This window comes from Streptomyces himalayensis subsp. himalayensis, assembly GCF_013778455.1.
Taxonomy (GTDB): domain Bacteria; phylum Actinomycetota; class Actinomycetes; order Streptomycetales; family Streptomycetaceae; genus Streptomyces; species Streptomyces himalayensis.
Map to the genome: position 1 here is coordinate 124,530 of NZ_JACEHE010000004.1, position 19,329 is coordinate 143,858.

Consider the following 19,329-nt stretch of genomic DNA (forward strand, 5'->3'; position numbering starts at 1 on the left):
CTCAGGAGGCGAGGATCATGGGGAACGGGGCTCTCAGCGGTGCGGTGATCGCGGTGGCCGGTGCGGGTGGACCCGCAGGGCGTGCGGCGCTGCTGCGGCTCGCCGAGGCGGGGGCCACCGTCGTCGGCTCGGACAACGATCCGGAGCGACTGGCGGAGGCCGTTGACGCGGCACGTTACGCACACGGCGGCGCCAGCGTCGTCGGGGACACGGTCGACCTGCTCGACCTGGGGGCCACCCGCGACTGGGCCACCCGCATCGAGAAGGACTTCGGCCGGGTCGACGGGCTCGTGCACCTCGTCGGCGGCTGGCGCGGCAGCGAGACGTTCACCAGGACGAACGTCGACGACTGGGACTTCCTCGAGTTGCTGCTCATCCGCACCGTGCAGCACACTTCCCTGGCCTTCCACGAGGCGCTGCAGCGCAGCGACCGCGGCCGGTACGTCCTGATCAGCGCCGCGGGGGCGAGCAATCCCACCGCGGGCAACGCCGCCTACGCAGCGGCCAAGGCCGCCGCCGAGGCATGGACACTGGCCATGGCGGACTTCTTCCGCAAGGCCGGGGGCCCTGAGGGGCCCACGTCGGCGGCTGCGATCCTGGTGGTGAAGGCGCTGGTGCACGAGGCCATGCGCGCCGAGAAACCCAACGCGAAGTTCGCGGGCTTCACAGACGTCAAGGAGCTGGCCGAGGCCATCGCCGGGCTCTGGGAGAGGCCCGCCCAGGAAGTGAACGGACAGCGTCTGTGGCTCACCGAGAAGCCGTGAACCCTCCGAAGACCGACGCCCGGCGTCATCACGACCCGGAGATCCGCGGATTCGCCAGCGACAACTACGCCGGCGCCCACCCCGAGGTCCTCGCCGCGCTCGCCCTCGCCAACGGCGGTCACCAGATCGCCTACGGCGAGGACGACTACACCGCGCATCTGCAGCAGGTCATCCGGGGCCACTTCGGTGCGACCGCCGAGGCCTTCCCGGTCTTCAACGGCACGGGCGCGAACGTCGTGGCGCTCCAGGCGGTCACCGACCGCTGGGGCGCGGTGATCTGCGCCGAGAGTGCGCACATCAACGTCGACGAGGGGGGCGCCCCCGAGCGGATGGGCGGCCTGAAGCTGCTCACGGTCCCCACGCCCGACGGCAAGCTCACGCCCGATCTGATCGACCGGCAGGCGTACGGCTGGGACGACGAGCACCGTGCCATGCCCCAGGTCGTCTCGATCGCGCAGAACACCGAACTCGGCACGGTCTACACGGTCGACGAGATCCGCGCGATCTGCGAACACGCGCATGCGCACGGGATGAGGGTGCACATCGACGGGGCGCGGATAGCCAACGCCGCGGCGTCGCTGAACGTCCCCATGCGGGCGTTCACCAACGCGGTCGGCGTCGACATCCTGTCCTTCGGCGGCACCAAGAACGGCGCGCTGTTCGGTGAGGCCGTCGTCGTCCTCAACCAGGACGCCGTCAGCCATATGAAGCATCTGCGGAAGCTGTCGATGCAGCTCGCCTCCAAGATGCGTTTCGTGTCCGTGCAGTTGGAGGCGCTGCTCGCCAAGGACCTGTGGCTGCGCAACGCCCGCCATGCCAATGAGATGGCGCAGCGCCTCGCCGAGGGCGTGCGTGCCGTGCACGGGGTCGAGATCCTCTACCCGGTGCAGGCGAACGCGGTCTTCGCGCGACTTCCGCACGACGTCAGCGCCCGGCTGCAGAAGCGCTACCGCTTCTACTTCTGGGACGAGGCGGCGGGCGACGTCCGCTGGATGTGCTCCTTCGACACGACCGAGGACGACGTCGACGGGTTCGTGGCGGCGCTCAAGGAGGAGATGGCGCGCTGAGCAGCACCCCTCGCCTTGCATAAGTATACCGGCTAGCGAAAAGCTATTGACTCCCGGTCGGCGATATTCCTATGCTCTGCGGGCATGGAGTTGATCCAGGAGAACCCCGATCTTTCGGCCTACTTGGCCGCTGATGACGTCATCGACCATCACCATCCGCTGGTGCGCGAGACGGCGGCACGTATCGCCGCGGGAGCGGTGGACTCGTATGCCTATGCGCAGGCCGCCTACGAGTTCGTGCGCGACGAGATCCCGCACTCTGCCGACAGTGGCGACATGCGCGTGACCTGGCGCGCCTCCGACGTCCTGGAGCAGCGCACCGGCATCTGTCACGCCAAGGCCCATGCGCTGGCTGCGCTGCTCCGAGCCGAGGACATCCCGACGGCCCTGTGCTACCAGAAGTTCGACATGGTGCACGGGCTGGTCGCCGTGCGGTTCCGTGGCGCATGGCACCGCCAGGATCCGCGCGGCAACAAGCCGGGGGTCGACGCCCAGTTCTCGCTGGACGGTGAGTGCCTCGCCTTCATGCCGGACCAAAAGTCCAATGAGCTGGACTATCCAGTGCTGTACGCCGAGCCTCACCCGGCCGTGCTGCGCGCCCTCACGGACGCCACCGACCGGGAGCACCTGTGGAAGGCGCTTCCCATCGCACTCTGAGGCACGGCAGAGGATGGCCCGCGCGCGCACGGTGTCGGGCGAGGTCCGCGCCCTGGCGCCCGGTTTCACGCACGTCGCCGTCGAGGCGTACGGCCTCGTGAACGGTCCCAGCACCGAGGCCACTTCGGCACTCCTGGACGACGTGGCCTGGCGTCTCGCGGAGCGCCTCGGCGGGCGCGCCCCGCACCAGGGCCCGCACATGGTCGCCTGGCGCGAGGCCTGCACGGCCAAGGCAGGGACCCCGCTGCGACCCGGAGGCGGCGGGCGCCGAACTGGCCGAACCGATCGAGAAGTTCATCCCCGGGGCGCGGCTAAGTCTCCATGCCCGGAGTCTCGGGCGTAACCCGTCAGGGGGCCTCGGCGGCCTTCACCTCGGCGGGCGTCGGAGCCGTACCGCCGAGGTGGGCCGGCATCCACCACGTGTCGTCCGGGCCCTTCGGGCGCACCGGGTAGGCGCGCTGCGCGGCCTCGAGGAGCTCCTGCACCCGATCGCGCACGCGCCGCGTGATCGCGCCCGCGTACTGGTCGCGCGGGGCCTCCACCGCCTCGCCGACGCGGATGGTGATCGGGATGTGCTGGCGCTTGAAGTTGCGCGGGCGGCCCTTCGTCCACAGCCGCTGTGTACCCCACACGGCCATCGGGATCAGCGGAACGCCGGCCTCCTGAGCCAGGCGTGCGGCACCGGACTTGAAGCTCTTCAGCGTGAACGACTGCGAGATGGTCGCCTCGGGGAACACCCCGATGATCTCACCGGCGCGCAGTGAGTCGAGCGCGTGCGCGTACGCGTGCTCGCCCTGCTTACGGTCCACCGGGATGTGCTTCATCCCGCGCATCAGCGGTCCGGAGACCTTGTGACGGAAGACGGACTCCTTCGCCATGAAGCGCACCAGACGCTTCTGCGGCAGCGCGGCGAGGCCGTTGAAGATGAAATCCAGGTAGCCGATGTGGTTGCTCACCAGCACCGCCCCGCCCGAGCGGGGGATGTTCTCCGACCCCTTGCAGTCGATCTTCAGGTCGAGTGCCTTGAACAGCGTGAGTGCGGCACCGATGACCGGACGGTAGACAAGCTCTGCCATGGGTGGGGAGGGCCCTTCGTCTCTGCCTGGGGAGGGAGCTCCCGGCGGGAAGTTACGCAGCCGTAGGTTTTAGGCTTTGCGCAGATCGTGCCCCAAGAACGAACGAGTAGCCAGTCCTGGGTCCCTTGAAGCGCGAGATCCTCGTCACGTTGGAGTAAACAAACGGATACGCAAAGGCCGCCGAACCGGGAATCCTTACCGCTCGACGGGCGCTGACAACGGGAGTATGAAAAGGGCGTTCTGCACCGACCGAGTGCACGTGGCCTGACCAACGAGCGGAAGCGGAGAACGGCAGTGCGCGGACGGGACGGCGGCCGACGGCTGGGAACGGCGGAGCTGGGCGGCGAGTTGGGCGAGCGGGCGACGCTCGTGCAGTTCTCCAGTGCCTTCTGCCAGCCCTGCCGGGCGACCCGCCGGGTGCTCTCCGATGTCGCGGGCCTGGTCCCGGGCGTGAGGCACGTCGAGATCGACGCCGAGGACCATCTCGACCTCGTACGGGAGTTGGACATCGTCAGAACACCCACGGTGCTGGTCCTCGACGCGGAAGGGCACATCGTGCGCCGGGCGACAGGTCAGCCGCGCAAGGCCGACGTGATCGCGGCGCTCGGGAAGGCCGTCTGACGCATGGTGAGGGCTTCCGGATGCCGGAACAGACTTGACTGCAACGGCCACCTATCATCAGCCTGACTCTCATGCCCCCGGAACTCCTTCTTCACGAGCGCATCGATGTGGATCTCGCCCGCAACGCGAGCGCCCGCTGTCCCGGCCGCTGAACAGTCGCCGACTCGCTCGAACCTCCACCAGAAGGACAACCGCATGACGGCCACGCCCGGTCTCGGCACTCCTCAGCTCGCCTCCCCGGACCTCCTGCGCTCCGTCTTCCGGCAGCATGCCGCCGGTGTGGCGGTGATCACCGCACAGGGCGGCCGCCCCGTCGGCTTCACCGCCACCTCCCTCACCTCCGTCTCCGCCGAGCCCCCCGTCGTCTCGTTCGGCATCGGCCTCGGCGCCTCGAGCTGGCCGGTCATCGCCGAGTCCGAGCACGTCGGAGTGCACATACTCGGCGAGCACCAGCAGCAGTTGGCCGCCACCTTCGCCAGGAGCGGCGCCGACCGCTTCGGTGCGCCCACCCGCTGGTACGAAGGCCCACACGGCGTGCCGGTGCTCGACGGCGTTCTCGCCTGGCTCGTCTGCCGGGTCGTCGCCCGGGTGCCGGCCGGGGACCACCGCATCGTTCTGGCCGAGGCCGTGGTGGGGAACCCCGCCGGTGTCGGTCGCCCGCTCGTGTACCACCAGGGGCGCTTCAACGCCCTGCGCGACTGAGAGATCCCGGTTACGCAGCGTTGCAAAGGTCACAGTTCAAAGCGCTTGCTTAGCGGGTAAGTAGTGGGTGTACTGGCGAGTAATATTTCGTTCGGAGCGAGAGCCGCCACGAGCGGAATCTGCCGCTTCAGGCGCCTATGCTGCCTGCAACAAGGCAGCCCTGAAATGACGATGCAGTAGGAGAGCCGGCGTGAGCTTGAGGATCGTTGTCACTGTGAAGTACGTGCCCGACGCCACTGGCGACCGGCACTTCGCCGATGACTTGACCGTCGACCGTGACGACGTCGACGGGCTGCTGTCGGAGCTGGACGAGTACGCGGTCGAGCAGGCGCTGCAGATCTCCGAGAACTCCGACGACGACGTGGAGATCACCGTTCTGACGGTGGGCCCGGAGGACGCCAAGGACGCGCTGCGCAAGGCGCTGTCGATGGGTGCCGACAAGGCGATTCACGTCGAGGACGACGACCTGCACGGCACGGATGTCATCGGTACCTCCCTGGTCCTGGCCAAGGCCATCGAGAAGGCCGGGTACGACCTGGTGGTCTCCGGCATGGCCTCCACCGACGGCACCGCCGGTGTGGTCCCGGCCCTGCTCGCCGAGCGCCTGGGCGTCCCGCAGGTCACCTTGCTCTCCGAGGTCTCCGTCGAGGACGGCGTGGTCAGGGGCCGTCGTGACGGTGACACCGCGTCCGAGCAGCTGGAGGCTTCCCTGCCGGCGGTCGTGTCGGTGACGGACCAGTCGGGCGAGGCCCGCTACCCGTCGTTCAAGGGCATCATGGCCGCCAAGAAGAAGCCGGTGGAGTCCTGGGACCTGGAGGACCTGGAGATCGAGGCGGACGAGGTCGGTCTCGAGGGTGCCTGGACCAAGGTCGAGGCGGCGGCGGAGCGTCCGGCCCGCACGGCCGGCACGATCGTCAAGGACGAGGGCGAGGGCGGCAAGCAGCTGGCCGAGTTCCTGGCCGGCCAGAAGTTCATCTGAGCTTCGGTCATCACCCCTAACCGCCCCGCAATACTTCGCAAGCAGGAGAGAAGAAGTCCCATGGCTGAAGTTCTCGTCTACGTCGACCACGTGGACGGTGCCGTCCGCAAGCCCACGCTGGAGCTGCTGACCCTGGCCCGCCGTATCGGCGAGCCGGTCGCCGTCGCGCTGGGCGCCGGTGCCGAGGCCACCGCCGCCACGCTCGGTGAGCACGGCGCGGTGAAGGTCCTCACCCACGACGCGCCTGAGTACGCCGACTACCTGGTCGTGCCGAAGGTGGACGCGCTGCAGGCCGCGTACGAGGCCGTCTCCCCGGCCGCGGTGCTGGTGCCGTCGTCCGCCGAGGGCAAGGAGATCGCCGCGCGTCTGGCGGTCCGTATCGGGTCGGGCATCATCACCGACGCCGTCGACCTGGAGGCCGGCGACGAGGGTCCGGTCGCGACGCAGTCGGTGTTCGCCGCGTCGTTCACGACCAAGTCCCGTGTGTCCAAGGGCACGCCGGTCATCACGGTCAAGCCGAACTCGGCGCCGGTCGAGGCTGCTGCGGCCGCGGGTGCGGTCGAGGCGCTGAACGTGTCCTTCTCCGAGAAGGCCACCGGCACGAAGGTCACCGCGCGGACGCCGCGTGAGTCGACGGGTCGTCCGGAGCTGACCGAGGCCGCGATCGTGGTCTCCGGTGGCCGCGGTGTGAACGGTGCGGAGAACTTCGCGATCATCGAGGCGCTGGCTGACAGCCTGGGCGCGGCGGTCGGTGCCTCGCGTGCCGCGGTGGACGCGGGCTGGTACCCGCACTCCAACCAGGTCGGCCAGACCGGCAAGAGCGTGTCGCCGCAGCTGTACATCGCCTCGGGTATCTCGGGTGCGATCCAGCACCGTGCCGGTATGCAGACGTCGAAGACGATCGTCGCGATCAACAAGGACGCCGAGGCCCCGATCTTCGATCTGGTCGACTACGGCGTGGTCGGCGACCTGTTCGAGGTCGTCCCGCAGCTGACCGAGGAGATCAAGTCCCGCAAGGGCTGATCCTCCCCCAGTGCCTCAAGGGCCTGGGAGGTGCCCCCATCGGAGCCTGTGAGGCCCCTGCGACCGCATGCATCGGTCGCAGGGGCCTCCTGCCCTATCAGGGCCTGTGGCTCACCCCGTCCGCGCAGGGGTAAGACGGTGTTGACCAGCGGGAAGCGCCATGGATAGCTTCGCTCAACGGATTGTTGATTCCGTGACTCGGAAAAGTGACGGCGGAGGGTGTGGACATGGGGCAGCAGGAGAAGGTGGCCACGAGCCTCGCCGGCGCGGTCAAAGAGGACATCAGCGCCACCCTCGCCCTGGTGGACGCGCAGCTCGACCGCCGCTACCCCGGAGACCCCGGCACCCGTCAGCCCGTCCACACGGTCTACGTCCCCGGTGACGTCTTTACCACCGACACCATCCGCTCCTGGGGCGACCAGGCGCTGGTGGCCCTCGACGAACACGCCCCTGACGCCGCCTCGTTCGCCGCCGTCCTCGGCCTGAGCGACGACCTCGCCGTACCCGTGTACGAGCGCGTCCGCGCCAAGCTGAAGCGCGAGCCCATCGAGGACCTGCGCATCGACTTCGAGGACGGCTACGGGCCCCGCCCCGACACGGAGGAGGACGAGGCGGCCGCCCGCGCGGCACGGCTGGTCGCCCAGGCGTACGAGAACGGCACCGCCGCCCCCTACATGGGCATCCGCATGAAGTGTCTGGAGGCCGCCGTACGCGACCGCGGCATCCGCACGCTCGACATCTTCCTCACCGGGCTGATGGAGGCCGGCGGTCTACCCGACGGGCTTGTTCTGACGCTGCCCAAGGTGACGTACGCCGAGCAGGTCACCGCCATGGTCCGGCTCCTCGAGGCGTTCGAGAAGGCCCGCGGCCTGGAGCCCGGCAGGATCGGCTTCGAGATACAGATCGAGACCAGCCAGGCCATCCTCGCCCCCGACGGGACGGCGACCGTCGCCCGGATGATCGACGCCGCCGAGGGCCGCGCCACCGGCCTGCACTACGGCACCTTCGACTACAGCGCCTGCCTCGGCGTCAGCGCCGCCTACCAGGCCAGCGACCACCCGGCCGCCGACCACGCCAAGGCGATCATGCAGGTCGCCGCCGCGGGCACCGGCGTCCGCGTCTCGGACGGCTCCACGAACGTGCTCCCGGTCGGCACGACCGAGAAGGTCCACGACGCCTGGCGGCTGCACTACGGCCTCACCCGCCGGGCGCTGGCCCGCGCCTACTACCAGGGCTGGGACATGCACCCGGGCCATATCCCGACCCGCTACGCCGCCGTGTTCGCCTTCTACCGGGAGGGTTTCGCGCAGGCCGCGGCGCGCCTGGCCGCCTACGCCAACCGGGTCGGCGGGGACATCATGGACGAGCCCGCGACGGCCAAGGCCCTCAGTGGCTATCTGCTGCGCGGTCTCGACTGCGGAGCCCTCGACATCGGCGAGGTGGCGCGCCTGAGCGGACTCACGCGCACCGACCTCGAGCGGTACGCGGCACCGCGGCGCGGTGATCTGACGGTCTCCGGCCAGTAGTAGCCCCGCCCGGGGGTGTGGTCAGTAATAGCGGTGTGGCCGGTAGCTCCGGTCGCACGGGGTTCAGCGGTCAGTCGGCGGGCGGGAGTTCACCCGAACCCCGTGTGATCAGCCGCGTCGGGAGCACGGTGCGCTCCGGCGAGGCGAGCACACCGTCCAGCTGCTGGAACAACCGCTGCGCGGCTGTACGTCCCAGCTGCGCGGCGTCCTGGGCGACGACGGTCACGCCCGGCTGCAGCAGATCGGCGAGTTCGAAGTCGTCGAAGCCGACCAGGGCCACGGGGCGCGGACGTTCGGAGAGGACACGCACCACCGTCACGGTCACACGGTTGTTGCCGGCGAAGAACGCGGTGACCGGCTCCGGGCCGCTCAGCATCTCCGCAGCAGCCCGCCGGACCCGCTCCGGATCCGTGGCGCCCAGCGACATCCAGGCGTCCTGGACCGGTATGCCGGCGTCTGCCATGGCCGCGCGATAGCCCCGCAGCCGCTCGGCCGCGGTGTGGATGTTCGGCCGGTCGCCGATGAAGCCGATCCGGCGGTGGCCGTGAGCGATGAGATGGGCGACGCCGTCCCGCGCGCCGCCGAAGCTGTCGGAGACCACGGCATCCGCGTCGATCTTCCCGGCGGGCCGGTCCACGAAGACGGTGGCGACGCCCGCCTTGATCTCGGGCTCCAGATAGCGATGGTCGTCGCCGGCCGGGATGATCACCAGCCCGTCCACGCGGCGTGCGCAGAGGGCGAGGGCCAACTCCTGCTCGCGGTCCGGGTCCTCGGCGCTGGATCCGTTGATGAGCAGGGCGCCGTGGGCGCGGGCGACCTCCTCGACGGCGCGGCTGAGCGGGCCGTAGAACGGGTCTGCCAGGTCCTCCAGGACCAGGCCGATGCTGGCGGTGCGGCCCTTGCGGAGGACCCGTGCGCTGTCGTTGCGCCGGAAGCCCAGGGCGTCGATGGCCGCCTGGACGCGGCGTTCGGTGTCGGGCGTGACGCCAGGCTCGCCGTTCACCACGCGAGAGACCGTCTTCAGGCCGACTCCGGCGCTCGTGGCGACGTCCTTCATGGTCGGACGAGAGCCGTAGCGGTTGTCGGGTCGTCGGGCGGGGTCGGCCACGTTCGCGCTGTCCTGTCCTGTCGTCCACGAGTGGGTCGTATGCGCGGGATGCGTCCTGAGGTCGGGTGCATCCTGCATAAGGATGGGCTGCATAAGGATGTGCACCTGAGCATAGACCCTGGACAACGTTGTCAAAAGAGGGAGAGACTGTCCATCGCCCCCGTATCGTTCACTCTCCGCACCCTGCGCTTCACAGGAGATCCCACGCTGATGCAGAACGACCTCGTCGCCGCCCTCGACATCGGCGGAACCAAGATCGCCGGAGCCCTGGTGGACGGTGACGGCCGGATCCTTGTGCGCGCACAGCGCCCGACGCCTGCGCAGGAAGACGGCGAGACGGTGATGCGCGCCGTCGCGGATGTGGTCGGCGAGCTCACGGCCTCCCCACTGTGGACCCGGGCGCGGGCCGTGGGCATCGGCAGCGCGGGCCCGGTCGACGCCTCGGCCGGCACGGTGAGCCCGGTCAACGTCCCAGGCTGGCGCGACTTTCCCCTCGTCGATCGGGTACGGGCGGCTGCCCACGGGCTGCCCGTCGAACTCGTCGGCGACGGGGTCGCCATCGCGGCCGCCGAGCACTGGCAGGGCGCCGCCCGCGGTCACGACAACGCACTCTGCATGGTCGTCTCCACCGGGGTCGGCGGAGGCCTCGTCCTCGGCGGCAGTCTCCACCCCGGCCCGACGGGCAACGCCGGCCACATCGGACACATCAGCGTCGATCTCGACGGTGATCTCTGTCCGTGTGGAGCGCGCGGCTGCGTGGAGCGGATCGCCAGCGGCCCGAACATCGCACGCCGCGCGCTGGAGGCGGGATGGCGGCCCGGTCCTGACGGCGACACCTCGGCCGCAGCCGTGGCGGAGGCCGCGCGTGCCGGTGATCCGGTGGCCGTCGCCTCGTTCGAACGCGCGGCCAAAGCGCTGGCCGCCGCCATCGCGGCCACGGCCACGCTCATCGAGATCGACATCGCAGTGATCGGCGGGGGAGTGGCGAAGTCCGGCGATCTCCTCTTCGCGCCCCTTCGCAAGGCCCTGCGGGACTACGCGACGCTCTCGTTCGTGCAGCGCCTCACCGTGGTGCCCGCACTGATGGGCACGGACGCCGGCCTGGTGGGCGCAGCCGCGGCGGCCCTCGGGGCGGGGGCCGGGACGGCTGTGGCCGGGGTCGGCGGTTGAGGCGCTCACCCCCGTGAGGGGTTCGCGTGTGAAGAGCCGAGGGTGGTGAAGCAGCGGGGCGCCGCACAATGACGACTGCCTCCGCGGTCGGCGGAGGCGAGGCGCCCGCCCAGGACCTCTCGCCGTCAGTCGAAGGGTCCGTCATGCAGTCCGCGCGGCAGCCGCCCGCCTTGTACCGCTGACGGAGCGCGGCGGCCGCCTGTTCGCGCGGTACGTAGGGGTGGCCGAAGTGCTGGGACGCGACGCCGATCACGTCGTCGATGCGGACGATGACAGGCTTGCCGCGGTCGGCCCTGCGGCGCGCCCCCGAGATCGCCATGTCGGCGGAGCGGAGCAGATGCCTCCGGTAGTCGCGTGCCAGCGCCGCGCGGGCCCGTTTCCGCGACAGGGGGCGAAGGGCGCGTCCCTTCCAGACGGCTCCTGCTGCAATGAGCACCACGCCCACCGCGACGAACCCCAGACCGGTCACGGACGTATGCGTTGCGGGCGCAGCCTACGCGGCCTCGCCGACACCGCAGCGGACGGCCGCTGCCCATTCCATGACCAGCTTTTCGTACTCCACGCGCTCTTCGGCGGACAGTGTGCCGCCTGCGCGCAGCCACAACTCGCGGATCTGCTCGTTCACCGCGGAGGCAGACCGCACGTAACCAGAAGGCTGTGGGCTCGGGGACATGGAGCAAGACTAAGGCCAAGGACCGGCTTCGGGAACAGTCAGCTACCGTTCGGATCCGTCAAGTGATCGGGGACGTGCCGTCGCCGTCATCAGGGGCTGGTTTCCGTGGCAGGGTTGAGCGGGCAAGCCACAGGGGGCCAACAGAAGAGGGGGAAACGTGATCGTCTGGATCAACGGCGCGTTCGGTGCGGGAAAGACGACGACCGCACGGGAACTGATCGACCTGATCCCGAACAGCACGCTCTTCGACCCCGAGCTCATCGGCGGGGGACTGTCGTATCTCCTGCCGCCCAAGCACCTCGCCGAGGTCACGGACTTCCAGGATCTGCCGATCTGGCGGCGACTCGTCGTCGACACGGCCGCGGCGTTGCTCGCCGAGCTTGGGGGAGTCCTCGTGGTCCCCATGACCCTGCTGCGCCAGGAGTACCGCGACGAGATCTTCGGCGGGCTCGCCTCGAGGAGGATCCCGGTGAGGCATGTGCTTCTCGCCCCGGCCGAAACGATCCTCCGAGAGCGAATAGCCGGCCGTGACATACCGCCCGGCACAGCCGATGGCGAGATGCGTGTACGCCAGTGGTCCTACGACCACATCGAGCCGTACCAGGCGGCGCTCGGCTCCTGGCTCACCACCGACGCCCACCTCGTCGACAACGGCCCGCTCACCCCGTACGAGACCGCGGTCCGCATAGCCGACGCCGTGCGTACCGGGGACGCGCCCGTCTGCGACATCGTGCAGAGCCCCGAGCCGACCGCCGAGACCGTCGCATCCGGCGTACTGCTCTTCGACGAAAAGGACCGGGTGCTGCTCGTCGATCCGACGTACAAGCCGGGCTGGGAGTTTCCCGGAGGTGTCGTCGAATCAGGTGAGGCTCCCGCGCGCGCGGGCATGCGCGAGGTCGCCGAGGAGACGGGCATCCGGCTCCAGGACGTGCCACGGCTGCTGGTCGTCGACTGGGAGCCGCCCACCCCGCCCGGATACGGCGGGCTGCGCCTGCTCTACGACGGCGGGCGGCTCGACAGCGGAGAGACCCGGCGGATGCTTCTGCCGGGCCCCGAACTGCGCGACTGGCGCTTCGTCACCGAAGATGAGGCGGCCTCACTCCTGCCGCCCGTCCGGTACGAGCGGCTCCGCTGGGCCCTGCGTGCGCGCGAGCGCGGCGCGGCCCTCTATCTGGAGGGCGGCGTGCCGGTCGGCTGACGGGCGCAGCGCCCCGCCCCTGTGCCCGTTGCCCAGTGGCGAAGCGCGGCGCGGCTCCCGTCCGTCGCCGCGCGCCTCACTCCGCGGCCTACGTCAACGGGCCGCGTAGTTACGCAGGAACAGCGCTTCCGCGACCGACAGCCGCTCCAGCTCCTCCGGAGACACGCTCTCGTTGACCGCGTGGATCTGCGCCTCCGGCTCGCTCAGGCCGATCAGCAGGATCTCCGCGTCCGGGTAGAGCGCGGCGAGCGTGTTGCATAGCGGGATGGAGCCGCCCTGGCCCGCGTACTGCATCTCCTCACCCGGGTACGCGACGCTCATCGCATCCGCCATCGCCTCGTACGCGGGGCTGGCGGTGTTCGCGCGGAACGCCTGGCCCTGGCCGATCTGTTCCGTCTGCACGCGCGCCCCCCACGGCGTGTGCGCCTCGAGATGGGCCAGCAGCAGCTTCGTCGCCTCTGCCGCGTCGACGCCCGGCGGCACGCGCAGGCTGATCAGCGCCTGCGCGCTCGCCTGCACGGACGGCGTGGCACCCACCACCGGCGGGCAGTCGATGCCCAGGACGGTGACGGCCGGCCGCGCCCAGATCCGGTCGGCGACCGTGCCGGAACCGATCAGCTGCACGCCGTCCAGCACCCTGGCGTCCTTGCGGAAGTCGGCCTCCGGGTATTGCAGTCCGTCCCACGCGGTGTCGCCCGTGAGCCCGTCGATCGTCGTCGACCCGTCCTCTGCGCGCAGCGAGTCCAGTACGCGCACGAGGGCGGCCAGCGCATCGGGTGCCGCGCCGCCGAACTGGCCGGAGTGCAGGTTGCCTTCCAGCGTGTCGATGCGTACGCGGACCATGGTCATGCCGCGCAGGGTGGAGGTGACCGTGGGCAGGCCCACGCGGAAGTTGCCCGAGTCGCCGATGACGATCGTGTCGGCAGTCAGCAGCTCCGGGTGCTCCTCGGCGTACCGCTCGAGGCCGCCTGTTCCCTGCTCCTCCGAACCCTCGGCGATCACCTTGACGTTGACGGGGACGCCGCCGTTCGCCTTCAGGGCGCGCAGCGCCAGCAGATGCATGATCACGCCGCCCTTGCAGTCGGCGGCACCGCGCCCGTACCACCGGCCGTTCCGCTCGGTCAGGACGAAGGGCGGGGTCGTCCACGCCGCCTCGTCGAGCGGCGGCTGCACGTCGTAGTGCGCGTACAGCAGCACGGTCGGCGCACCCTCGGGGCCGGGCAGGAAGCCGTACACCGACTGCGTGCCGTCGGGGGTGTCCAGCAGCTCCACATCCTGGAAGCCCTCCGCACGCAGTGCGTCCGCCACCCAGTTCGCGGCCTTCTCGCTCTCGCTCCTCGGGAACTGCTCGAAGTCCGCCACCGACTTGAAGGCCACCAGGTCGGTGAGCTCCGCCTTCGCCCGCGGCATCAGCGCGGCGACGGTCTCGGCGATCGGATTCGGCGACATGGGCACGCTCCTCGTAGGTGCGACGGCGCGCGCATGCATGTGCCTGCACGCGTGCGCTTGTGTGCGTATTCGTAGTGTTTCGTTCTGCGGGTCCGCGCGTCCTGGATGTACGGCGAACACATTGCCGATCCTCCCACAGCGGCGGGCGGCGGCGTCCGCCGTAGGATGCGGGGGAAAGTGCGGCAGACGGCTGGATCGGGAGCGGCAGACCATCGTGAGCAGCGAGAACTCAAGCGAGAACTCAGCGGACGACGCTCGGCAGGTATGGGACGTCGTGGTGGTCGGGGCTGGACCAGCGGGCGCCTCCGCCGCCTATGCGGCAGCGGTCGCGGGGCGCCGGGTGCTGATCCTGGAGAAGGCCGAGCTGCCCCGCTACAAGACGTGCGGTGGGGGCATCATCGGCCCCTCGCGCGACGCACTGCCGCCCGGCTTCGAACTGCCCTTCAAGGACCGGGTGCACGCCGTGACATTCTCCCTTGACGGCAAGTTCACCCGTACCCGCCGTTCACGGCACATGCTGTTCGGGCTCATCAACCGGCCGGAGTTCGACCAGCAGCTGGTCGAGCACGCGCAGAAGGCGGGCGCCGAACTGCGTACCGGCGTCACGGTCTCCCGGGTCGAGCAGCACGGCCCGGCCGTACCGGACCGGCGCACCGTCGCCGTCGTGCTGCAGGGCGGCGAGACGCTGTACGCGCGGGCCGTCGTCGGCGCGGACGGCAGCGCCAGCCGCATAGGAGCCCATGTCGGCGTGAAGCTCGACCAGGTCGACCTGGGACTGGAGGCGGAGATCCCGGTTCCGCCCACCGTGGCCGAGGACTGGAAGGGCCGGGTCCTCATCGACTGGGGCCCGCTGCCGGGCAGTTACGGCTGGGTGTTCCCGAAGGACGACACGCTGACCGTCGGTGTCATCTCCGCGCGAGGCGAGGGTGCAGCCACGAAGCGGTACTTGGAGGACTTCATCGGGCGGCTCGGCCTCGCGGGCTTCGAACCCAGCCTCTCCTCCGGGCATCTGACCCGCTGCCGCAGCGACGACTCCCCGCTCTCGCGCGGCCGTGTCCTGGTGTGCGGCGATGCTGCTGGACTGCTGGAGCCGTGGACCCGCGAGGGCATCTCGTTCGCACTGCGCTCCGGGCGGCTCGCGGGGGAGTGGGCGGTACGCATCGCCGAGGCGCACGACGCGGTGGACACCCGGCGCCAGGCGCTCAACTACGCATTCGCCGTCAAGGCGGGACTCGGTGTCGAGATGAGCGTCGGCAAACGCCTGCTGGCCGTTTTCGAGCGCCGGCCCGGCCTGTTCCACGCGGCGATCACCGGGTTCAGGCCCGCCTGGAAGGCGTTCACGGGTATCACCAAGGGGTCGACCTCGCTGGGCGAGCTCGTACGGACCCACCCGATGGCGGGGCGCGCCCTGAGCGCCCTGGATCCGTCTGCGTAGGCGCACTTGTCTGCGTGAGCGCACTCTTGACCCGCCTGACGGGACTGAGCGCCGGCTGCGGTTCCGAGCGTCCTCAGCTCTTGACCGTGATACGGAAGACGGGGTGCTTGTGCGCCGCCGCGAGCAGCTCCTCGTCGGTGGAGTCGGCGGTGATGTCGCCGAAGAAGCGGCCGACCTCCCAGCCCCACTTCTTCAGGTAGGTGCGCAGGATTGTGGGCTTCTGGTCGTCCGGAAGCTCCACAGCGGTGAACTCCTGGGTGCGGCGGCCGACCTGGAGGCGGCCCCCGCCGGCGGCCCTCATGTTGCGCACCCACTCGGAGTGTCCGCGAGCCGAGATCAGGTAGGGGCCGCCCTCGTACGGCAGCGGGTTGACCGGGACGCGGCGCCACTCTCCGCTCTTGCGGCCGCGGACGGACAGCTCGGCGTGGCCGAGGAGGCTGATGCCGCGGCGGGCGATCCATCCGATGAAGCGGTTCATGCCCGCTTCGAAGGCGCCGGGCCTGATGTAGTGCTGCTGTGCCATGGTGACCTCCACCTGTTGAGAGAGCACTGCTCTCGCTTGAGAGCAGTGTGCACGGGATCGGTGATCCAAGGCAAGAGCACTGCTCTCTTTTTAAGGCGGCGCTCTCGTTTGTGTGCACTGCTCCGAAATCGTGGGACACTGCCTCGTATGAGCACCGCACGTGGAGCCCGTGCCCGGGCACGTACCGAGATCACCGCCGCCATCAAGGACGAGGCGCGCAGACAGCTCGCCGCCGAAGGCGCCGCCAAGCTCTCGCTGCGCGCCGTGGCCCGTGAGCTCGGCATGGTGTCCTCCGCCCTGTACCGCTATTTCCCGAGCCGCGACGACCTGCTGACCGCCCTCATCATCGACGCCTACGACTCCCTCGGCGAGGCCGCGGAGTCGGCGCACGCCAAGGCCGCCGACGCCGAGCCGGTGCAGCAGTGGACCACCGTCTGTGAGGCGGTGCGCGCCTGGGCACTGGCGCATCCGCACGAGTACGCGCTCATCTACGGCTCGCCCGTGCCCGGCTACTCCGCGCCCGACTCGACCGTCCCCGCGGCGTCGCGCGTCGGGCTGCTGCTCATCGGTGTCGTCCGTGAGGCCTGGGAGGGGCGCGGTATCGCACGCCCGCCGCTCCCGGCCGACCTGAGGCCCGAGGCGGAGCGCATGATGGCGGATCTGGCGCCCGACCTGCCGCCGGAGGTGGTCGCGGCCCTGGTGTCCGCGTGGGCGCAGCTGTACGGACTGGTCGGCTTCGAGGTCTTCGGGCAGTTCCACCGGGTCGTCGAGGACCGCGCGGTGTTCTTCACTCACGCCGTCACCCAACTCGCCCATCACGTAGGCCTGTTGAACCATGGCCGAACCGCCGAGACACCTCATCGCCCTCAGGGCAGGGGCAAGGGTACGGCCTCGGGCGGCAGACGGGCCGGGTCGTGACGCGGGATCCGCTCTTGCAGTGAGCGCAGCGCGGGCCCCGGATCGACGGCTAATCGGGGAGTTCGCGGCCCGCTCCAAGGAACCCGCGGCCGCCGAGACACTGTCCGAACTCACCGAGCGGGAACGGGAGGTGACGGCTCTGGTCGGCATCGGCCTCTCGAACGAGGAGATCGCCCGCCGCCTCGTCGTCAGCCCGCTCACCGCCAAGACCCACGTCAGCCGCACCATGGTGAAGCTGGGCGCCAGTGACCGTGCCCAACTCGTGGTCCTGGCTAGAGAGTCGGGCTTGGTCCGGCCGGGTTGGCTGGGCTGACCTCGAGGCGCCCACGGCACGTACGGGACACGGACACGCGCGCGTGCCCGGCGCACAGGGACGTTGAGCGCCGGGCACGCGCGCGTGCTGGTGGTTTCAGTCGGCCGGTGGATGTCAGTCGCGGACGGCGACGCGTTCCTCCGCCGTCTCCGGCTCCGCCTGCACGGACTCGTCCTCTTGGACGGACTTCGCGACGAGCACGGTCTGCTGCGGCCGCCGCGCGCGGAGCCCGGGGAGCGTGACCAGCAGTCCAGCGAGTGCGATGGCCGTCACCACGACCAGGCCCGGACGGAAGCTGTCCAGTACGGCCTGCGGGGACGAGCCTCCGTGGCCGTTCGCGGTCACCACGGCCGTCACCACGGCCAGGAAGATCGCGCCGCCCACCTGGATCGACGTGTTCAGCAGGCCGGACACCATGCCCTGTTCGTCGTCGTCGACGCCGTTGGTGGCCTGGATGTTGAGCGAGGGGAAGACCAGTGCGCACGCCGCGCCGAGCAGCAGCATCGAGGGGAGGATCACCGCCGCGTACTGCGGTGTCAGGCTGATTCGCAGGAACAGTGCGTAGCCGATGACCAGCAGCGTGAAGCCCGTGGCGATGACCCGCGGGGTGCCGAACCGGTCGACCACGGCGCCGATCTTCGTCGCCGACAGCGCGACCAGCGCACCGGCCGGCAGGAAGGCCAGCGCGGTCTGCAGCGCCGACCAGCCGAGCAGCGACTGCATGTAGAGCGTGACCAGGAACTGGAAACCGACGTACGAACCGAAGAACGCCATCGCGCCGAGCTGTGCCCTGATCTGGCTGCCCGAGCGCAGTACCCCGAGCCGGATCAGCGGGCTCGCGGTGCGCTGCTCGATCGTCACGAAGACGGCGAGCAGTACGGCGACGGCGAGGAAGGAGAGGAGGGTGCGGGCCGACGTCCAGCCGGCCTCCGGTGCCTGGACGACGGTGAAGACGAGCAGCAGCATCGAGGCCGTGCCGATGACGGCGCCCGGTACGTCGTAGCCGCCGTGCTTCTTCTCGCGCTCGCTGTGCGGGATCAGCTTCAGCCCGGCGATCAGGGCGATGAGCGCGATGGGCGCGGGCAGCAGCATCGTCAGGCGCCAGCTGGCCTCGGTGAGCAGGCCGGACAGGACGAGGCCCATGGAGAAACCGGTGGCCGCGCACGTGGTGTAGATGGAGAGCGCGCGGTTGCGCACCGGGCCCTCGGCGAACGTGGTGGTGATGATCGACAGGCCTGCGGGCGCCGTGAACGCGGCACTCAGGCCCTTGATGAACCGGCTGGCGATCAGCAGCGGACCCGAGTCGACGAGGCCGCCGAGCAGCGAGGCCAGCGCGAAGACGCCGAGCGCGATGAGAAAGACGCGGCGACGGCCCAGCAGGTCGGCGGTGCGTCCGCCGAGGAGCAGCAGTCCGCCGTATCCCAGGATGTAGCCGCTGACGATCCACTGAAGGGTCGAGGTGGACAGGTCGAGTTCGGAGCCGATGGACGGCAGGGCGACGCCGACCATCGAGACGTCGAGAGCGTCCAGGAACATCGCGGCGCAGAGCACCAGCAGGGTTCCCCACAGTCGTGGGGTCCAGCGCTCGTGTGCCGCGGAAGCCGTGAGCGGAGAGGTCATGCACAGCACGCTACATGCACATGCATCTGATGCAAGTGCATTTAATGTCGATGCAACAAACACCTTTCTTCTGCTACCGTGCGGTCATGGCGGCGAAGAAGGCCGAGCAGGGGCTCGTGGACCAGTGGCGGGACATCCTCGCCGTGCACGCACGCACCATGTGCGAACTCGACCGTGAGCTGCACCGGTACGGCCTGGGCGCCAGCGACTTCGAGGTCCTCGACGTACTCGCGGAAGGCGCGGCCGAGGACGGCGGCTGCTCGTACCGGGTGCAGGAGATCGCCGGGCGGGTCCATCTCAGTCAGAGTGCGCTGTCGCGGCTCATCGGACGGCTGGAGAAGGAAGGCCTGGTCGAGCGGGGCCTGTGCGTGGAGGACCGGCGCGGGGTGCGCGTCGCGCTGACCGCTAAGGGACGCGACCTGCATGCCCGGGTGCGCCCCCTGCAGCGGGCGGTGCTGACGCGGATGCTGGCGGAGGACCGGTCCGCCTGATCGGTCAGCTCGGTCA

Annotated in this window: 19 protein-coding genes and 2 pseudogenes; 15 read left to right on the plus strand and 6 right to left on the minus strand. The window is 70.0% G+C overall.

All coding sequences use genetic code 11. The features are described 5' to 3' along the window. The first annotated feature begins 17 nt into the window (after positions 1-17). The 4 genes and pseudogenes from H1D24_RS08850 to H1D24_RS42235 form a co-directional block, all read left to right on the plus strand. Positions 18-764 (plus strand): SDR family NAD(P)-dependent oxidoreductase, encoded by a 747-nt coding sequence (locus H1D24_RS08850; RefSeq protein ID WP_181656860.1) that lies wholly within the window; start codon positions 18-20, stop codon positions 762-764. Next, the gene (locus H1D24_RS08855) at positions 761-1,831 is read left to right on the plus strand and encodes a threonine aldolase family protein (protein WP_181656861.1); all 1,071 of its coding nucleotides are present in this window, start codon (positions 761-763) and stop codon (positions 1,829-1,831) included. The genes H1D24_RS08850 and H1D24_RS08855 overlap by 4 nt, the downstream gene beginning before the upstream one ends. An 84-nt stretch (positions 1,832-1,915) precedes the next feature. Continuing rightward, positions 1,916-2,488 carry a transglutaminase domain-containing protein gene (locus tag H1D24_RS08860; protein ID WP_181656862.1) on the plus strand — a complete coding sequence of 191 codons (573 nt, stop codon included), beginning with the start codon at positions 1,916-1,918 and terminating at the stop codon, positions 2,486-2,488. A gap of 13 nt (positions 2,489-2,501) precedes the next feature. After that, positions 2,502-2,738: pseudogene (locus tag H1D24_RS42235) on the plus strand (cytoplasmic protein); the annotation flags it as partial. 97 nt (positions 2,739-2,835) lie between these two features. On the opposite strand, the gene H1D24_RS08865 reads toward H1D24_RS42235, so the two are convergent. Then, positions 2,836-3,564, minus strand: coding sequence for a lysophospholipid acyltransferase family protein (locus H1D24_RS08865; RefSeq protein WP_181656863.1), 729 nt, complete (start codon positions 3,562-3,564; stop codon positions 2,836-2,838). 240 nt (positions 3,565-3,804) lie between these two features. Here H1D24_RS08865 and H1D24_RS08870 point away from each other — a divergent pair, with 240 nt between their 5' ends. The 5 genes from H1D24_RS08870 (at position 3,805) to H1D24_RS08890 (ending at position 8,415) form a co-directional block, all read left to right on the plus strand. Further along, complete coding sequence (locus tag H1D24_RS08870) at positions 3,805-4,185, plus strand: TlpA family protein disulfide reductase (protein ID WP_181657084.1); 381 nt, start codon at positions 3,805-3,807, stop codon at positions 4,183-4,185. A 195-nt stretch (positions 4,186-4,380) separates the two neighbouring features. Then, a complete protein-coding gene (locus H1D24_RS08875; RefSeq protein ID WP_181656864.1) occupies positions 4,381-4,887 on the plus strand; it encodes a flavin reductase family protein in 507 nt (168 codons plus the stop codon). A 190-nt stretch (positions 4,888-5,077) separates the two neighbouring features. After that, a complete protein-coding gene (locus tag H1D24_RS08880; RefSeq protein WP_181656865.1) occupies positions 5,078-5,866 on the plus strand; it encodes an electron transfer flavoprotein subunit beta/FixA family protein in 789 nt (262 codons plus the stop codon). Between the two features lie 60 nt (positions 5,867-5,926). Then, positions 5,927-6,889, plus strand: a complete 963-nt coding sequence (locus tag H1D24_RS08885; protein ID WP_181656866.1) for an electron transfer flavoprotein subunit alpha/FixB family protein — start codon at positions 5,927-5,929, stop codon at positions 6,887-6,889. Between the two features lie 221 nt (positions 6,890-7,110). Continuing rightward, a complete protein-coding gene (locus H1D24_RS08890) occupies positions 7,111-8,415 on the plus strand; it encodes a DUF6986 family protein (RefSeq protein WP_181657085.1) in 1,305 nt (434 codons plus the stop codon). Between the two features lie 70 nt (positions 8,416-8,485). Here the strand turns inward: H1D24_RS08890 and H1D24_RS08895 are convergent, their stop codons facing one another. Continuing rightward, positions 8,486-9,472 carry a LacI family DNA-binding transcriptional regulator gene (locus H1D24_RS08895; RefSeq protein WP_258563951.1) on the minus strand — a complete coding sequence of 329 codons (987 nt, stop codon included), beginning with the start codon at positions 9,470-9,472 and terminating at the stop codon, positions 8,486-8,488. 261 nt (positions 9,473-9,733) lie between these two features. Here H1D24_RS08895 and H1D24_RS08900 point away from each other — a divergent pair, with 261 nt between their 5' ends. After that, entirely contained in the window at positions 9,734-10,693 is a 960-nt protein-coding gene (locus H1D24_RS08900) for an ROK family protein (RefSeq protein ID WP_181656868.1), read from the plus strand. 493 nt (positions 10,694-11,186) lie between these two features. Here the strand turns inward: H1D24_RS08900 and H1D24_RS08905 are convergent, their stop codons facing one another. After that, a complete protein-coding gene (locus H1D24_RS08905; RefSeq protein ID WP_181656869.1) occupies positions 11,187-11,366 on the minus strand; it encodes a hypothetical protein in 180 nt (59 codons plus the stop codon). A 157-nt stretch (positions 11,367-11,523) separates the two neighbouring features. Here H1D24_RS08905 and H1D24_RS08910 point away from each other — a divergent pair, with 157 nt between their 5' ends. Further along, positions 11,524-12,564, plus strand: a complete 1,041-nt coding sequence (locus H1D24_RS08910) for an NUDIX hydrolase (protein WP_181656870.1) — start codon at positions 11,524-11,526, stop codon at positions 12,562-12,564. A gap of 93 nt (positions 12,565-12,657) precedes the next feature. Here H1D24_RS08910 and H1D24_RS08915 read toward each other — a convergent pair whose 3' ends face one another. Continuing rightward, positions 12,658-14,013, minus strand: coding sequence for a dipeptidase (locus H1D24_RS08915; RefSeq protein ID WP_181656871.1), 1,356 nt, complete (start codon positions 14,011-14,013; stop codon positions 12,658-12,660). A 214-nt stretch (positions 14,014-14,227) separates the two neighbouring features. Here H1D24_RS08915 and H1D24_RS08920 point away from each other — a divergent pair, with 214 nt between their 5' ends. Next, positions 14,228-15,448, plus strand: a complete 1,221-nt coding sequence (locus tag H1D24_RS08920) for a geranylgeranyl reductase family protein (RefSeq protein ID WP_181656872.1) — start codon at positions 14,228-14,230, stop codon at positions 15,446-15,448. A 73-nt stretch (positions 15,449-15,521) separates the two neighbouring features. Here H1D24_RS08920 and H1D24_RS08925 read toward each other — a convergent pair whose 3' ends face one another. Then, positions 15,522-15,971, minus strand: a complete 450-nt coding sequence (locus H1D24_RS08925; RefSeq protein ID WP_181656873.1) for a nitroreductase family deazaflavin-dependent oxidoreductase — start codon at positions 15,969-15,971, stop codon at positions 15,522-15,524. A 147-nt stretch (positions 15,972-16,118) separates the two neighbouring features. Between H1D24_RS08925 and H1D24_RS08930 the strand changes: the two genes are divergently transcribed. Together H1D24_RS08930 and H1D24_RS08935 are read left to right on the plus strand one after the other, a co-directional pair. Further along, on the plus strand, positions 16,119-16,889 hold the full coding sequence (locus H1D24_RS08930) for a TetR/AcrR family transcriptional regulator (protein WP_181656874.1): 771 nt from the start codon (positions 16,119-16,121) through the stop codon (positions 16,887-16,889). After that, a pseudogene (locus tag H1D24_RS08935) lies at positions 16,834-17,202 on the plus strand (LuxR C-terminal-related transcriptional regulator); the annotation flags it as partial. The gene H1D24_RS08930 and the pseudogene H1D24_RS08935, both read left to right, overlap by 56 nt. A gap of 114 nt (positions 17,203-17,316) precedes the next feature. On the opposite strand, the gene H1D24_RS08940 reads toward H1D24_RS08935, so the two are convergent. Further along, positions 17,317-18,822 carry an MFS transporter gene (locus H1D24_RS08940; RefSeq protein ID WP_181656875.1) on the minus strand — a complete coding sequence of 502 codons (1,506 nt, stop codon included), beginning with the start codon at positions 18,820-18,822 and terminating at the stop codon, positions 17,317-17,319. 86 nt (positions 18,823-18,908) lie between these two features. Here H1D24_RS08940 and H1D24_RS08945 point away from each other — a divergent pair, with 86 nt between their 5' ends. After that, a complete protein-coding gene (locus H1D24_RS08945; protein WP_181656876.1) occupies positions 18,909-19,313 on the plus strand; it encodes a MarR family winged helix-turn-helix transcriptional regulator in 405 nt (134 codons plus the stop codon). Positions 19,314-19,329 lie beyond the last annotated feature (16 nt).

Excerpts from the sequence above, each read along its gene's own strand:
- H1D24_RS08865 (WP_181656863.1), bottom strand. The coding sequence starts at position 3,564 with ATGGCAGAGCTTGTCTACCGTCCGGTCATCGGTGCCGCACTCACGCTG.
- H1D24_RS08945 (WP_181656876.1), top strand. The coding sequence starts at position 18,909 with ATGGCGGCGAAGAAGGCCGAGCAGGGGCTCGTGGACCAGTGGCGGGAC.
- H1D24_RS08860 (WP_181656862.1), top strand. The coding sequence starts at position 1,916 with ATGGAGTTGATCCAGGAGAACCCCGATCTTTCGGCCTACTTGGCCGCT.
- H1D24_RS08850 (WP_181656860.1), top strand. The coding sequence starts at position 18 with ATGGGGAACGGGGCTCTCAGCGGTGCGGTGATCGCGGTGGCCGGTGCG.
- H1D24_RS08895 (WP_258563951.1), bottom strand. The coding sequence starts at position 9,472 with ATGAAGGACGTCGCCACGAGCGCCGGAGTCGGCCTGAAGACGGTCTCT.
- H1D24_RS08905 (WP_181656869.1), bottom strand. The coding sequence starts at position 11,366 with ATGTCCCCGAGCCCACAGCCTTCTGGTTACGTGCGGTCTGCCTCCGCG.
- H1D24_RS08940 (WP_181656875.1), bottom strand. The coding sequence starts at position 18,822 with ATGACCTCTCCGCTCACGGCTTCCGCGGCACACGAGCGCTGGACCCCA.
- H1D24_RS08925 (WP_181656873.1), bottom strand. The coding sequence starts at position 15,971 with ATGGCACAGCAGCACTACATCAGGCCCGGCGCCTTCGAAGCGGGCATG.
- H1D24_RS08900 (WP_181656868.1), top strand. The coding sequence starts at position 9,734 with ATGCAGAACGACCTCGTCGCCGCCCTCGACATCGGCGGAACCAAGATC.
- H1D24_RS08875 (WP_181656864.1), top strand. The coding sequence starts at position 4,381 with ATGACGGCCACGCCCGGTCTCGGCACTCCTCAGCTCGCCTCCCCGGAC.
- H1D24_RS08930 (WP_181656874.1), top strand. The coding sequence starts at position 16,119 with ATGAGCACCGCACGTGGAGCCCGTGCCCGGGCACGTACCGAGATCACC.
- H1D24_RS08915 (WP_181656871.1), bottom strand. The coding sequence starts at position 14,013 with ATGTCGCCGAATCCGATCGCCGAGACCGTCGCCGCGCTGATGCCGCGG.
- H1D24_RS08885 (WP_181656866.1), top strand. The coding sequence starts at position 5,927 with ATGGCTGAAGTTCTCGTCTACGTCGACCACGTGGACGGTGCCGTCCGC.